Source organism: Shewanella sp. 433, from assembly GCF_059338565.1.
On the sequence record NZ_CM181703.1, the window covers coordinates 1,988,056 to 2,001,780 of the forward strand.

The 13,725-nt window shown below is 46.3% G+C and carries 22 protein-coding genes and 1 other RNA gene; 22 read left to right on the forward strand and 1 reads right to left on the reverse strand.

Annotated elements, in window-relative coordinates:
* Nucleotides 1–102: 102 nt before the first annotated feature.
* Nucleotides 103–597, forward strand: coding sequence for a DUF2919 domain-containing protein (locus tag AC5YB1_RS08670; protein ID WP_475514207.1), 495 nt, complete (start codon nucleotides 103–105; stop codon nucleotides 595–597).
* Nucleotides 598–664: 67 nt separating this feature from the next.
* Nucleotides 665–1,477: a Rossmann-fold NAD(P)-binding domain-containing protein gene (locus tag AC5YB1_RS08675; RefSeq protein ID WP_475514206.1), complete on the forward strand. Its 813-nt coding sequence runs from the start codon at nucleotides 665–667 to the stop codon at nucleotides 1,475–1,477.
* Nucleotides 1,478–1,817: 340 nt separating this feature from the next.
* Here AC5YB1_RS08675 and AC5YB1_RS08680 read toward each other — a convergent pair whose 3' ends face one another.
* Nucleotides 1,818–2,528 carry an XRE family transcriptional regulator gene (locus tag AC5YB1_RS08680; RefSeq protein WP_494521504.1) on the reverse strand — a complete coding sequence of 237 codons (711 nt, stop codon included), beginning with the start codon at nucleotides 2,526–2,528 and terminating at the stop codon, nucleotides 1,818–1,820.
* A 239-nt stretch (nucleotides 2,529–2,767) separates the two neighbouring features.
* Here AC5YB1_RS08680 and AC5YB1_RS08685 point away from each other — a divergent pair, with 239 nt between their 5' ends.
* The 20 genes from AC5YB1_RS08685 (at nucleotide 2,768) to AC5YB1_RS08780 (ending at nucleotide 13,724) form a co-directional block, all read left to right on the forward strand.
* A complete protein-coding gene (locus tag AC5YB1_RS08685) occupies nucleotides 2,768–2,998 on the forward strand; it encodes a hypothetical protein (protein ID WP_494521505.1) in 231 nt (76 codons plus the stop codon).
* The gene (locus AC5YB1_RS08690) at nucleotides 2,991–5,213 is read left to right on the forward strand and encodes a DNA-binding protein (RefSeq protein ID WP_494521506.1); all 2,223 of its coding nucleotides are present in this window, start codon (nucleotides 2,991–2,993) and stop codon (nucleotides 5,211–5,213) included. The genes AC5YB1_RS08685 and AC5YB1_RS08690 overlap by 8 nt, the downstream gene beginning before the upstream one ends.
* A 74-nt stretch (nucleotides 5,214–5,287) precedes the next feature.
* Nucleotides 5,288–6,022, forward strand: coding sequence for an AAA family ATPase (locus AC5YB1_RS08695; RefSeq protein WP_220070841.1), 735 nt, complete (start codon nucleotides 5,288–5,290; stop codon nucleotides 6,020–6,022).
* 43 nt (nucleotides 6,023–6,065) lie between these two features.
* Entirely contained in the window at nucleotides 6,066–6,641 is a 576-nt protein-coding gene (locus AC5YB1_RS08700; protein ID WP_494521507.1) for a hypothetical protein, read from the forward strand.
* Nucleotides 6,634–7,176: a helix-turn-helix domain-containing protein gene (locus AC5YB1_RS08705; protein ID WP_494521508.1), complete on the forward strand. Its 543-nt coding sequence runs from the start codon at nucleotides 6,634–6,636 to the stop codon at nucleotides 7,174–7,176. The genes AC5YB1_RS08700 and AC5YB1_RS08705 overlap by 8 nt, the downstream gene beginning before the upstream one ends.
* Entirely contained in the window at nucleotides 7,166–7,375 is a 210-nt protein-coding gene (locus AC5YB1_RS08710; RefSeq protein WP_494521509.1) for a Kil protein family, read from the forward strand. The genes AC5YB1_RS08705 and AC5YB1_RS08710 overlap by 11 nt, the downstream gene beginning before the upstream one ends.
* Entirely contained in the window at nucleotides 7,376–7,996 is a 621-nt protein-coding gene (locus AC5YB1_RS08715; protein WP_494521510.1) for a DUF3164 family protein, read from the forward strand.
* 3 nt (nucleotides 7,997–7,999) lie between these two features.
* An RNA gene (locus tag AC5YB1_RS08720) (hammerhead ribozyme type II) lies at nucleotides 8,000–8,072 on the forward strand.
* 7 nt (nucleotides 8,073–8,079) lie between these two features.
* Complete coding sequence (locus tag AC5YB1_RS08725) at nucleotides 8,080–8,238, forward strand: hypothetical protein (protein ID WP_494521511.1); 159 nt, start codon at nucleotides 8,080–8,082, stop codon at nucleotides 8,236–8,238.
* The gene (locus tag AC5YB1_RS08730; RefSeq protein ID WP_494521512.1) at nucleotides 8,228–8,824 is read left to right on the forward strand and encodes a gp16 family protein; all 597 of its coding nucleotides are present in this window, start codon (nucleotides 8,228–8,230) and stop codon (nucleotides 8,822–8,824) included. Before AC5YB1_RS08725 ends, AC5YB1_RS08730 begins: the two co-directional genes overlap by 11 nt.
* Nucleotides 8,817–9,278 carry a Mor transcription activator family protein gene (locus tag AC5YB1_RS08735; protein WP_494521513.1) on the forward strand — a complete coding sequence of 154 codons (462 nt, stop codon included), beginning with the start codon at nucleotides 8,817–8,819 and terminating at the stop codon, nucleotides 9,276–9,278. Before AC5YB1_RS08730 ends, AC5YB1_RS08735 begins: the two co-directional genes overlap by 8 nt.
* 74 nt (nucleotides 9,279–9,352) lie before the next feature.
* On the forward strand, nucleotides 9,353–9,601 hold the full coding sequence (locus AC5YB1_RS08740; protein ID WP_494521514.1) for a hypothetical protein: 249 nt from the start codon (nucleotides 9,353–9,355) through the stop codon (nucleotides 9,599–9,601).
* Between the two features lie 66 nt (nucleotides 9,602–9,667).
* Nucleotides 9,668–9,940, forward strand: coding sequence for a hypothetical protein (locus tag AC5YB1_RS08745; protein WP_494521515.1), 273 nt, complete (start codon nucleotides 9,668–9,670; stop codon nucleotides 9,938–9,940).
* A gap of 23 nt (nucleotides 9,941–9,963) precedes the next feature.
* Nucleotides 9,964–11,508 carry a hypothetical protein gene (locus AC5YB1_RS08750; RefSeq protein ID WP_494521516.1) on the forward strand — a complete coding sequence of 515 codons (1,545 nt, stop codon included), beginning with the start codon at nucleotides 9,964–9,966 and terminating at the stop codon, nucleotides 11,506–11,508.
* 87 nt (nucleotides 11,509–11,595) lie between these two features.
* On the forward strand, nucleotides 11,596–12,024 hold the full coding sequence (locus AC5YB1_RS08755) for a DUF5675 family protein (protein ID WP_494521517.1): 429 nt from the start codon (nucleotides 11,596–11,598) through the stop codon (nucleotides 12,022–12,024).
* Complete coding sequence (locus AC5YB1_RS08760; RefSeq protein WP_494521518.1) at nucleotides 12,021–12,335, forward strand: hypothetical protein; 315 nt, start codon at nucleotides 12,021–12,023, stop codon at nucleotides 12,333–12,335. Before AC5YB1_RS08755 ends, AC5YB1_RS08760 begins: the two co-directional genes overlap by 4 nt.
* Nucleotides 12,322–12,879, forward strand: a complete 558-nt coding sequence (locus tag AC5YB1_RS08765; RefSeq protein ID WP_494521519.1) for a hypothetical protein — start codon at nucleotides 12,322–12,324, stop codon at nucleotides 12,877–12,879. Before AC5YB1_RS08760 ends, AC5YB1_RS08765 begins: the two co-directional genes overlap by 14 nt.
* Complete coding sequence (locus tag AC5YB1_RS08770; RefSeq protein ID WP_494521520.1) at nucleotides 12,876–13,106, forward strand: TraR/DksA C4-type zinc finger protein; 231 nt, start codon at nucleotides 12,876–12,878, stop codon at nucleotides 13,104–13,106. The genes AC5YB1_RS08765 and AC5YB1_RS08770 overlap by 4 nt, the downstream gene beginning before the upstream one ends.
* On the forward strand, nucleotides 13,099–13,428 hold the full coding sequence (locus AC5YB1_RS08775; RefSeq protein ID WP_494521521.1) for a DUF2730 family protein: 330 nt from the start codon (nucleotides 13,099–13,101) through the stop codon (nucleotides 13,426–13,428). Before AC5YB1_RS08770 ends, AC5YB1_RS08775 begins: the two co-directional genes overlap by 8 nt.
* Nucleotides 13,428–13,724: a VpaChn25_0724 family phage protein gene (locus AC5YB1_RS08780; protein WP_494521522.1), complete on the forward strand. Its 297-nt coding sequence runs from the start codon at nucleotides 13,428–13,430 to the stop codon at nucleotides 13,722–13,724. Before AC5YB1_RS08775 ends, AC5YB1_RS08780 begins: the two co-directional genes overlap by 1 nt.
* Nucleotide 13,725: the final 1 nt, after the last annotated feature.

Genomic DNA, 13,725 nt, shown 5'->3' on the forward strand with positions numbered 1-13,725 from the left:
GTCAGCTTATTATTGTCTACCGCTTATGCGTTAGCGCTGTCACTGCCAGTATCACACTTCTTGCAATGCCGCTAAGGGTTGGCTCATTACGGAGATGCACGTTTGAATTTTGGTCACATCAACTGGATTGATGACAATGGGCACTTTAAACCGCCTATCATGCTTTACCTGATCTTGGCGTTTATCGCTCGAGGTTGGTGTGTGTTTATCGCCTCGCTGACCCAAGCCAGTGACAGGGCGGCCTTGGTGGCGTTGATCTATCCGCAAAAGTCTGATTTTCTGTTGGCATTAGCCGCCGGTGCCGGGGCATTAATACTGTATGCATTGGTGATAGCCGAGCGTAAACGCGCTCCTTGCTGGGCTCGTCCTTTATTCAATCAATTGAAGTGGTTGTTGGTGTTGCTATTGATGATTGATGGTGGCTTGTTACTACAACGCTTAATACATAATCACTTTTTGTACACATGGCACTTTGGTCTGGACGCGCTCTTTTTGTTTTGGAGTCTGTTGTATATCGCCAGTTCCAAACATCTGCGTTATTACCTTAATGACTGGCGAGCTGACGCTAACGTGGCCCATATCGATAGCGGGAAGTGAACTGACTTTGCTGGCTTGAGGATTTAAGGTATTTTATGGTTACCATTATTTTTAATAAAGATACTTTATGATTCATTCAGTTGCCGTTGTCGGTTGTGGTTGGTTTGGCTTACCCTTAGCCCAAGCGTTGGTGGAAAAAGGTCTGTCTGTGCGTGGCTCTAAACGGGATGCAGCTCAAGCATTAGCATTAAAAGAGCAAGGCATTGATGGGTTTGCATTAGATCTTGACGCGCAGCAGCCTGTTGATGGTGGGCAGTTAGCTAAACTTCACGCCGATGCGATAGTCATTAATATCCCCCCAGGGCTTCGCCGTGGCGACACTGGTTATCTTGCGCGACTTGAACGTCTACTGACGCTGATGGGCGACCATGCCTATCAGCGCATTATCTTTATTAGCACCACAGGCGTGTATCCTGCTAATGGCAAGGTGCAACATGAAGCTGACGCCAAAGCATATAACGATACCAGTGAGATCCTGCTGCAGGCTGAAGCCATGTTTACAGGGGCGGTTGTTGTTCGATTTGCCGGATTGATGGGGCCTAAACGTCATCCGGGGCGTTTTCTAGTCGGTAAAACGGGCTTAACTGGGGCAATGTTATCGGTCAACATGACTCACCTTGATGATTGTGTCGGCGGCGTGATGGCCTTACTTACCCATCAAGGCCCACTGGCGCCAGCTTATAATATCTGCTCCCCCGATCATCCTAATAAGGTTGCATTCTATCAGCGCGCGGCGGCAATGCTCGGTTTAGCTGAGCCAGAGTTTGCCTCATCGGGAGATAAGGCCGAGGATAAAGTGGTCGACGGCTCGCTCATTTGTCAGCAGCTGGGTTATCAATATTGCCATCAGGATCTATTTAATACGCTTAACTTTTGTTAGCCCTTCAATTTAACAATAACTTGGTGTACTCACCAAGTTATTGTTAGCCAACATTGCCCGTTTTGCCAAGGTCAGAGTTTACTGCTTCATTTTATCCATATGTAACCAGTCATTAGGTATGGCAAGTAAGGGGATAAACCGAGAATAGATAAGATCTAATAGGATCTAATGGGAAAGCCTTTGGTGGTGGGCTTTGAGTGGATTGCTGTTCAGATTGAGTTTGGTTATTGCTGAATCGACTATTTTGGCAAACTTGGGCTGATGATTGTTTTAGGTCGGTTACTTTGGCAAATAGAAATAAGGGCCGCAATCTGGTGATTAACAGCCCTTTAAACCTGCTTTAATAGAGGTCTTTTCCGATCCAAACGACTTTACCAATGATGTGGAGCTTTTCTATTTCGTTGGCTTTCACTACCTGGTCTTCATATTCTTTATTATCGCTAATAAGCAGGATATCGCCGTCGAAACGCTTCTGTAAGCGTTTAGCGTACAGCTCATCACCAAAGCGCAATACGAAGATGCTGCCATCAGTTAGCTTGGTGTCAGCAGTATTCACAAGCAAAGTATTATTGCCGTGGATCGTTGGTTCCATCGAATCACCGGATGCAAAAACAACTGCCAGGCTATCCGCTTCAAAACCTCTGAACTTTAACCATTTGCGCCTAAATGCTAAGTGACGCTTAATTTGCTCATCAGGACAAAGTTTCCCATGCCCTGTGCTTACAGCCACGTGATAGCCAGGGATAAGAACAAACTCTTCATTAAACTCACTAATGGCAATGGCATTATCTCTGCCAGAGTCCATCACTGGGTGGTCTTCTTCGCCTGCAAGTAACCAATTTAAAGAAACGTTAGCTTGCTTAGCCATGAGTATGGCTTTATCAATTTGCGGCAGGGATACACCTTTCAAATACTTCCGTAATGCCCCTTCAGAGATATCAATAGCACTAGCAAAGGCGCGTACGCTTGTGCTGCCTATGGCTATTTCTAATCTTTCTGCAAACGTTTCCTTTCCCGTTGTTGGAAAAGCAACACTGTTGTCATTTTTCATTTGTCGTTTCTTTTTTGGTTATGCTGCTGAATTTAAATGTAAAAGCCTGTAATCCGCCACGCGTGTAAAACAAAAGGAAAAGAAACGTTATAAATGTGCTTGACCTGCGTACAAATGTGATCATATCATCACAATTGTACGCGGTGCGTATAAACGTTACTTTTCGTATATGCCAGCAACTTGCGCAATGCGAACAAATTAAATGTTATCACAAATTTGTGGAATAAGGAGCAATCAACATGGAGATTGAAAACGCAAATCAAATCCATGCGGCATTGATGATAAGGGGGCTTAGTTGTCGCTCGTGGGCATTAAGAGAGGGACATAACCCGCGCACAGTACAAAAATGCGTACAAATGTTTGCGCCAGACACCGGATTAAAACCTAAATGGGGCAAAGTATCGCAAACCATACTGCGTGATTTATCTGTTGAAATTGACTTTGACTTGATAGGTCGTCGCCATGGATAAGCAATATTTTACCCTTCAAGAGTTGGTTAACGTGCCTGGCATGTACACCACAGTGCAAGGCAACCGCAAGCTAGCTAATCGAGAAGGCTGGACAAAGCAAAAGTGCGAACAGGGCAAGGGGTTTGAATACCACATTGAAAGTCTTCCCATAGAAACACAAGCTTATCTTCGAGCCAAATCTTTTGCCGTTAGCAATAGTAAAGCAACGGTAGCAGCTAAATCGACGCTAAAGCAGCAGTCCGTAATGGCTCAGCAAACAAGGCATCAACGCATCGTCAGTAAAAGCCAAGGCTTAGCTCAATTCATGTGCCTGAGTGAAGCTAAGCAAGAAAAAGCCAAAGCGCGGGAAAGGGTTATAACGGCTTTTGAACAGTTTATTACTCCCTATACCGATGCTGGTAATAAAAGTGATGGAGTGAAAGCTTTTATCAGTGGTTTTAATTCATCACTAATATTACCTGATGCCGAGGTACGCATACACGTTAAGCAGCTTGCTGAACGAACCTTATATCGTTGGCACAAAGCCCATATTGAACAAGGGATCATAGGGCTAACCGCGCAATATAAAGCCGTCAAACAATCCAAAATAGACGAACAACCACGCTTAAGTGAGTTTCTATTAGCGCTGGTGACCAAAAAGCCGCACCTATTAAAGCAAGCTGCCAAAGTTCGCGATATGGCGGTTGTTAGAGCCGATGAATATGGTTGGCAATTGCCCTCTATTAGCTCGTTTAAACGCTGGTTAAATCAATATGCTGCCAAGTATGAACTAGAGCATGCCTTTACCACTAACCCCACGCAATACACAGATAAATACCGTCCGTTATTTGCCCGTATGTATCCGCATATCGATGGGCCAAATCAGGTATGGGAGTTTGACTCAACACCCACCGATGTTGAACTCAATGTAAACGGTAAGCTCAAGCGCCACAGTATCGTTGCGGTTATCGATGCGTTCACCCACCGAGTGCAATTGATTGTCGCGCCAACTTCTAACAGCGAAGCCATCTGCCTGTTACTGCGTAAAACACTATTAGAGTGGGGCTTACCGGAAGAGGGCGCGATCATGCGTACCGATAACGGTAGTGACTATGTTTCAAACCGTACTACTACCATCTTTAATCTACTCGATTTAAAGCTGTCAAAAGCCAACGCCTTTAGTGGTTGGGAAAAGCCCTTTATCGAGCGCTTCTTTGGCACCATGAGCCGTGTACTCATGGAAAAAATGCCATGTTACATCGGCCACAGCGTCAGTGATCGTCAACAAATTGAAGCCATGTATAACTTTGCCAAACGTATTGGTGAAGGCAAGAAACAAGCTGAAGCAGAACGCCTAAGCTTGGCGCTCACGCCAGAGCAGCTGCAGCAGGCACTTAACGATTATTTAGAGTTCGACTATAACCATGTGCCGCACGATAAAACGGGTAAAACACCGTTTGAACTCTATGCCAGCTCAGGTTATCGCAAGCGCGCGATCATCAATACTCATACCCTAGATTATCTGCTCAATTTCATCGGTACAGCCAAAGTTGTGCGCGGCAGTGTCAAGGCTGATGGCGTGCAATATACCGCACCCGAACTCATGGAAGCAGCATGGCAGCGCCAGACCGTCAGAGTATTTATCGACCCTTGTGATATCGGACGCGCAACGCTTTACCCCATTGATCAATGGGACACCTACGTCGATGCCGTCAACATGGATCTAGTTAATCGAGGCATTGCCCCAAGCGAATTTCGTGAGCGTCGTAAGCAAACACAAAAAGAGCTGGCCGCATTTCGTAAATCGGCCAAGCGTCTGCAAGAAGAGTTTGGTATCGACTCACTTTATGCCGACGAACTGGCACAAAAGAAACTACAGCGGGCCAGCCTCAGCTATATCGAGCGCACAACTGGGCACGATAACAGCGCCATTTCAGGCTTAAGCCAGGCTACCACTAACAAGCAACAGCAACTGAGTGACACCGAACTGGCCGCCATCGAACGTCAGCGAGAAGCCATTGCTAAACGCAAAGAGTCTATGGCAGTTCAAGAGTCACGCATCGTTCGTAGCGATCACGAAAAAGCCGTAATGCTTACCGAAAACTCATTAATCAAACCGCTTACTCAAACAGAACAGGATTGGCTGAAGAAGTACCGCCTAAACAATGTATTACAGCGTAATCGTTTAGACAGAATTTTGAAAAAAGCTGAGCAGCAACACCGCCAAGTGAAATAGCTGCTCAGCCTTTAAACCCAAGGCTCACAGCCTTACAAGCAAGTAAAACCAACGTAAACCAAAGGAATGCCATTATGAAACATAAAATCGTTGAAGTAAAAAATGTCCTACGCACCCAAGACATGTTCGCTAACCTGCAAAGCCGTAGCGATATCACCCCAGGTATCGGTTTAATCCACGGTGCCAGCGGGTTTGGTAAAACCACAACAGTAACCTACATGGTTAACCAACTGACTAGCATGGGCAGTCTGCCAGCGTTTGTTCGTTGTTGCGCTACCGATACCCCTAGCAGTTTTCTAGCCCGCGTGATGAAAGAGCTAGGTAGCGAGCCTATTTTCCCGCTACGTAAGTCGGTCGACTTCATCATTAACACCATGAACGAGCAGCAAATAGCCCTGTTTGTTGACGAAGCTGACCACATTGTCGGCCAGTCCAAAACCATGGAAACCATCCGCGATATCTACGACGCCACCGAGTTACCTGTAGTGCTTATCGGCATGGAAGAAATTGCCCGCCGCATTAGCCACCGCAAACAGTTATTTAACCGTATTTCTGAATGGGTGGAGTTTATGCCTGCCGACAATGAAGACGTTTCAATGTTTGCCTCCGAGCTGCTCGAAATTGATGTCGAAGTGGGCGAAGACCTACTTGATTACATCCGCCAACGCAGCGGTGGCGAGGTGCGTCGAACCCTAATCGCACTCGAAAAAATTGAGCGCTTCGCCTTGTCCAACGAACTTGATTTTGTAGACAAAGCGGTATGGGGCGATGGTCAGTTATTCCTTAATCACACTCGCCGTCAAGTCTAAACCAAGCATCTGTGCGCTAATAAAAAATAGATAAGGATAACCTATGAACAGCCCTACAAACCCCAGCTCAATAAGGCATCAAGCTTGGGGATTAATGTGCAGTCGGCAAACATTTAGCTGCAAAGAGATTGCACAAACTTTAAATATTAAAACCAATAAAGTTGTTGGCTTCACCCGCTCGTTAATCAGAAAGCGAGCGATTGAAGTGATCGACAAAAGAAACAAGTACCAAGGCACACTCTATCGCGTTTGTATCGAGCGTCAGGCATTGCAGCTGCAAATGCCTATGGCCCCCAAACGTAAAGAACGCCGCATTAAAAAAGGCACTCGGTCACAGCAAATATGGAACACCATCCGTATCCATCGCGCGTTCAGTGTAGAGCTGCTGCAAACCACCACTAATGCATCGTTGTCGCTGATTAACAACTACGTGTGGCACCTGGAGCAATCTGGCTTTATTCGCAAGCAAGGACGCTTTCTCAATCAAAGTGGCTATTCCTGCGTGAAGTACATGCTGATTAAGGATCTTGGGCGTCTATATCCAACCACGCAAAAGCAAGGTATGTGGGACCAAAACACCCAAACCTTCTACCCATTCAAGGAGCGCGGTGATGAGTAAATGGCTGCAAATATTAGCCTTGCAGGCTAATGAACACGGGCAAGAAGCCGTTGCAAAACTGCTTGGGGTATCAAAGACGGTTATCAGTCAGCTGATAAACAGCAAATATCCTGGCGATCTGGTTCGTATGCAAAAGCTAGTGGAGGGCGCTTACATGCACCGCACGGTTGTCTGTCCCATCATGGGAGAGATCCCCTTGCATCAGTGTGATAGGCACCAAAACAACACCGTCACTAGCAACCCCTTAAAGCTGCGGTTATACCGGGCCTGTCGTGGTGGCTGCCCACACTCAACCCTACCAGCACAGCAACAGTTTAAACGTATCGCCATACAGGCCGACTTTTCCGCTGGCAATGTGCCAAAACGCTATAGCGCTGATGCGGCCTATAACCGTCTAGAGCGTCAATCTCAAACCGATGGCGGTGGATTAAGGCAGCTTTGTGGCCTGTTAAAAGATGAGTTAAAGGCGCTAGAGCTTAGATACAACAAGTTGCTGCAACAACAAGCCACAGGGAGCCAACAACATGGCCAATAACATCAATGTCGTCAGCGCACTACGCCTACGAGGCATGAAAGTGCTCAGCCGTAAAAACAAAGTGATCCACATCGACCAACCGACCAAAGAGTTTAAGGCCATGGCAGTCGACATCATCGAAAACATTAAGGGCATTCGCCGCCGCAGCTGCGCGGTGCAATTTCATGGCGTCACAGTACGCTGGAACGAGGAGCAATAAATGACCAATCAAACCAATACCATCCCCGCTGGCTACAGGCAAAACGCCAAAGGCGATCTGGTACCAGAAGATCGCATTAAACCAGTAGATAAAATCCGCGATGAAGTGGTCAGTGATATCGCCGCCAAAGCCAAAGCACTGCGCCAAGCCATGTTCGACTTTAAGTTCGCCACCATGGGGCAAATACGTGACTTTGTCGACCTGTCGGCTAGTGAATATGGCGTTAGCTATGGCGGCAAAAAAGGCAACATCACCCTCACCAGCTTTGACGGCCAATTTAGGGTCATGCGCCCAGTAGGCGAGCACCGGGTATTCGACGAGCGCATTCAAACTGCCAAAGCCCTAATTGACCAGTGCATCCACTCCTGGTCAGGTGGCGCAGATACCCGCCTTATGGCCATGGTCGAACATGCCTTTAGGGTCGACCAGCAAGGCCGCATCAACGTTAACCAAGTGCTGAGTTTGCGCCAGCTCGATATCGAAGATGATGGCTGGAAAAAGGCCATGGACGCCATTGCCGACGCCATTCAAATCACCGGTACCAGTGAATATTTGCGCCTATACGAGCGCCAACCCAATGGTAAATACGTGCAGTTAGCTATGGATATCAGCTCACTGTGACCTCTGCGAAACCGCCCACTGTCTCAGTGGGTCGGTCTGCCTGGTGTAGTGGCCAGGCACTGATGAGCAGCTAAGGAGCAGCCATGAAACTAAATTCCTATGCCCAGTCTTTACTGCAATACGTCATGGACTGGGTAGCACCACCACGTACAAAACAGGCAGAAAAAGAACGCCTAGCCAAAGAGTGGCTAAACAAAAACTGCCCCCATTGGCAGCAAAAGGGAGGTAAGCATGCAAAATAATACCGCACAACCTACGCATAACAAGAAACGGCTGATCACCTTGATCAATATTGCCAAAGGCCAGCTGTGCCTTGATAACCAGTTATACCGCAGCATGCTTAACGCGGCCACTGGTAAAGACTCATTGCGGGCCATGAGCCTCAGCGAGCTTGAGCAAGCCCTAGAATGCTTTAAACAAAAAGGCTTTAAACCCCGCTCAACTAGTGGTCAAACAGGTGTTAAAGGTAAGCGATTAAGTCCTAAGTCGGGCAGCGCTAAAGTGGCGCAAATCGACAAAATCCGCGCTGTGTGGATCACCATGGGCCATCACAATGTCATACAAGACGCTAGCGAAACCGCGCTTGATGCCTATGTGCGCCGCATCACCAAATCACAACAGCAGATAGACAGCACGGCATGGCTTAACGAGCAACAAGCCTACCGCGTGCTCGAAAGCCTTAAAAACTGGCACCGCCGCGAACTGTTAGAGCGTATAGCACTGCGAACGGCGAGCAATACCACAAAATCAAACGATCAAATCCTTGGCTACAACCAAGTTGTTGACCTATATTTAAACGCAGCCTACGGAGGGGCATCACATGAGTAACCTATCTTGTAACGAATTGCGTAACGAACCACGTGAAGAACAAATGGAGCTGCTGCGCACCAGTCACCAAGAGCTTGAGCAAGCCCTTGAAACCCTGCAAAACCTTAAACCCGATGAGCGCGAAGACTTCATCAAGCGTTGGCCATCGACCCTGCAAAGCCTGTGTGAGCTTATGCGCGTCACCCTAGAGGGGCAGGCCATTAGCAACTCTGTGCAGATCAGTGAGGCGTTAGCTACCACCTTAAGCACTTACCTTGGTGGCCGCGACATCTATATCCCCAACGGCGAACGCCTCAAAGATGCCCTGCGTGATATCCGTATCTGGCGAGAGTTTAAGGGGAATAACCTAGAGCAGCTATCACGTGATTATGGGCTGACAGAACGCCGTGTGAGTCAGATCATCAAAGAGCAACGCGCGGCGTTTGTGGCGAGGAAACAGAGGAGATTGTTTTAGTTGTTGAAATCTGTTTGACCGAGGAGTAATTAGTTAGGTAAGGTTTATAACAACTTATTGATAAGGATATCTTTATGCGTAGTAAAGAGTATATTGAAAGCTTCAATGCCGTATCATACAGTGATAACCCCTATGATCCAGAGTCACATGAGTTTGATGAGTTCGAACGTGGTAGAACGCAAAAAATCAAACGGCAGCCTGAAAGTGCTTTTGGTAATGGATTTGGTAGTGGGGTTATCGATACTAGTTATTTTTCCTCTAGTCACTCACTACACATCCCAGTGGTTAAGCCGTACAAATATAAAGCAGATAAAGGTAAGTAGTTTTTACTGTACAAGCCATATAACCATGTTAAATTAGTGGAATAGGTCGTTTATCAGGGAACGTGAATGCCAAGCTCCACATCATCAGCTGAGTTTAAATCTAGTGAGACTCAGCACCAGCCTTTTAATGCCATCGGCATCTTTTCATTTTTAAGTACAGTGCTAGCCCTTTTGGGCTTAACTATCTCGGTATTTTCATTTTATCAGCTTGCTGTAGCGGGTGCACAGATGAACATTGCCACGTTAATCCAAACTATTGTGATATTGCTCGTCAGCTGCTGCTGGTGGGCGTTTGCTAGGGTGATTGTTGGTATGGCAAGGTTAGTTAAAAATCGCTGAATATTGTTTGTTAAGGGACTAGAGTGGCTAGAGAACAACATTTTAATAAAGGTACGGTTAGGCTGTTGGGAGAGCGTGTTGGCTATTTGTGCTCAAATCCAGACTGTAGAAAGGTAACTATTGGGCCAAAGATGGGTGAATTAAATACTATACGCATTGGTGAGGCCGCTCATATATGCGCGGAGTCACCAGGTGGCGCTAGATTTGATGTCAGCATGACTTCTGCAGAAAGAGTACATTATGACAATGGCATTTGGTTATGTCGAAATTGCCATACAATGGTGGATCGCGATGAATCTGTGTATCCAGTTGAAATGTTGCGAAACTGGAAGGTAGTAGCCGAAAATAAGTCAAACGAAGAGCTGGGTGCTAAGCATCTAACTAATGATGATACAATCAATCAACTTGCAACGGCTTTTACTGGGCAGACCCAGAAGTTCTACCCTGAAGCAATCGAAAATGTTCATTCTGCAAGCCACTTAGTTTTGGAAAATATTGATCCAAGATTTTCGGTTACTACAGAGTTTAAAGAAGGAACAACTTCTTTAACATTACACCCCAAAGAGAATGTAGATTTGGGGTTATCAATTAAGAGTGATGAGAAAAATAAGATAGCGTGGCAAAAACTTATTGAACATGGTGAAGACTTTGTCTCAAGTACTCAAGAAGTAAATGTCGTTGGTTCAGAATTGTTTGAGTTTTTATCTAAAGGTAGAGAAGGTCGTATCACTTTAAAAGGCCATAAAGTAGCCTCTACCGTTAGGTTGCAAGTAAAAAAAGATAATGGTGAGTTGCTCGATAGTTTCTATGATGTACATGGTTTTATAAGCTTTGGAACTCAAACATTTACTTTTACTGGTGATGCATGCAATGGTTTTTTTCTTCTTAAGTTAAGAAGGTCTAATTATTTAGAAGATACTACTGTATCGTTAAATTTGTCATTAAACATGGATGCTTGGGACGGTGTGGACCTTCAACGATTGCCATATTTTGATAATGTTTATACATTCTTTTCTAATTTACCTAGTGGTAATTTAGCCTTGTGGCTGGATTATGACGGTAACGTTTTGCTGGAGTCAAAGCTTACTGGAAGTAATCATTTAAAAGGTTCTTCTGAAATTTGTGATTTGTTGTCTTATATCGACAGATGTAGAAAAGTAGCAAAATATATGGGGTTAAGTATTTGTTACCCTTCGAGGTATGCCTATAGCCTTGACGATATAAGGAAAATGGATGAGGTTGTTGATATCTATGATAAAAAATATGTAGTGCAGTATCACCAATTTAAAGAACCACCTAGGATGACGTTAAGCATAGAAAAAGCTAAATTTACGAATGTGCTACAGTCATTTGAGAATAGTGAAGTCATGTTTAAGTTAAATACTGATGAACCTCAATCTATCGTTATTTTTGACCAAGAATATCAGTTACCTAAATTGAAGCAGTTTTTCAAAGGCTTTTATTTGAAAGTTATTAATCAAGTGGACGAAGGCGGTGGCTATATTTCTTGTGATGTTGAAGTTTTGCCTAGAGATGATTTCGAGTTTCGAATGGAATATGACGACTAGGAGTCGAGCTAATCCCGAAACCTTTCCAATCCTGCAACACCCTCTAAACCGAGACAATGAACCTATGTTCACTGTCTCGGTTTTTTTATGTCTGCACAACACCTTACCCTTTACCGCCGTTACTTTCAGCACGGCACCTTTGGCGAACTCAAAGACGCTGGTGGCAATACTATTGCCGTTACGGTCGAATGCCCTTGGTTAAATAACCAAAAGGGTAAGAGTTGCATCCCTGAGGGTACGTATCAAATACGCCGCCATCAAAGCCCGAGTAAGGGGATTTGCCTAGCCATTGAGGCCCCAACACTCGGCGTTACCCTATATGGCCCCAGCCAGCGCACCCACTGTCTAATCCATGTCGCTAATCGCGCCAGCGAGCTGCAGGGCTGTATCGCTCCTGGTGAGTCTTTTGGTGTTGCAGGCAAAGAGTGGGGCGTTTTGCAAAGCCGTGACTCACTTGAAAAGCTATTAGCTTTGGTCGGTGAGCAAACCTACACCTTAGTGGTTAGGGGGCAATGATGCGATACACCAACCATAGCCAAATCAAAAGCGCGGTCAATAGCTCACCCATAGCACCAACTCAACCAAGACGTATTAAAAATCGGGTGTATCGCCAGTGTGCCAAAGACGGCTTTAACGCACGTTTAAAAGCTGAGCTGGTTGGTGATGTTCCTCTAGCACCTCGGCTATATAGCCACCATAAAACCCGCCAAAGTTATTTTAACAAGGGCTGGCATGCGGTAACCGCCATGCACATTTTGCAAGCCAAGCAGCGCCAGCAAACACAATCAAAAAATATATTCGGAGGGCAGCCTCATGAGCTGGTTTGACGATTTCGACTTAGGCAAAACCGTATCGGCTATCGCGCCGCTGGCGGGCAAGATCATCGGTGGCCCTTATGCAGCCTTGGCTATCTCAGCGGTGCAGTTAGCACTGGGCAGCGATGAAACCGAGCCTGAGCAGCTCGCCAAGCAGATTAAAAACGCCACGCCAGAGCAGTTGATTGCCCTGCGTCAGGTCGATGCAAACCTTAAGGTAAAGCTCAAAGAACTCGACATCAAAGAGCAAGATCTTGAGTACCAAGATAGAGCCAATGCCAGAGATCTGTTTAAGCAAAATAGCTGGCCGCAAATCATCTTGTCGGGCTTATTCGTGATTGGGTACTTCGTGATCACCGGCTTACTGGCTTACTACGCGGTTAACTTTGCTGAGGGTGAGCAAATTAACCCGCTGTTGTTTGGCATGCTAGGTACCGTTATCGGGGTGCTGACCGCTGCTATCCCGCAGATCCTCAACTTCTGGTTTGGCTCGTCCAAAGGTAGCCAGGACAAAAACCAAATGATGAATCAATTTAAGCAAGGAGCCGCTAAGTGAGCGATTCGTTTGACCGTGCCAGTGACTTAGAGCAACGCTTTCGTGATGACGCCATAGCGAATGCGCGCAGCACTGAGATAGAGCAACCAGACGAACTAGGGGGCGTGCGGTACTGCTTAGCTTGTGGCGACGCTATTTCATTACAGCGCCTAGATGCCATTCCTTATGCGGTGCGTTGTGCCATTTGCCAAACAAGAAAGGAATGCACAGGAGGTCGTCGTGGTTAACGCGCTTGAATTTATCAACAACAACTTTAAATGGTTGTCGGCGCTGGCCTATCTGGCGTTTGTCGGCCTGTTTGCCTGGTTCCACATGCGCTTTACCCCACGAAAAGATCACGAACAACTTCACGACAGGGTGGGTAATTTAGATCAGCAGATGACCCAGGTGCAAGCCGACATGAAGCACTTGCCCACCAAAGAAGAGGTGCACCGTTTAGACAAAACCTTAAGCGGCCTCACTGAAACCATTAACGCCACGCAAGAAGGCATTAGTCGCCTTGAGCGTAAAACCGACATCTTATTGGAAAACGAATTAAGGAACGACTAATGGCATTACAAGACATTATGCAACAGCACCAACGGCTGGTGATTTTGCGCCTATTGGCCGAAGTGTCAGGCTTCGACTTAAACGAGTCCATCTTACAAGATGGGCTTAATGCCTATGGCCTCGATATTAGCCGTGACGGCCTGCGTACTCAGTTAGCTTGGCTGTCAGAGCAAGGCACCATCCGGCTTGAACAACTCGGCAGCACCCAAAAAGCCCTGCTCACAGCCAGAGGCGAAGACGTTGCCCTTGGCCGCGCAGTGGTACCTGGTATTAAACGCCCACGGGCTGGGGAATAGC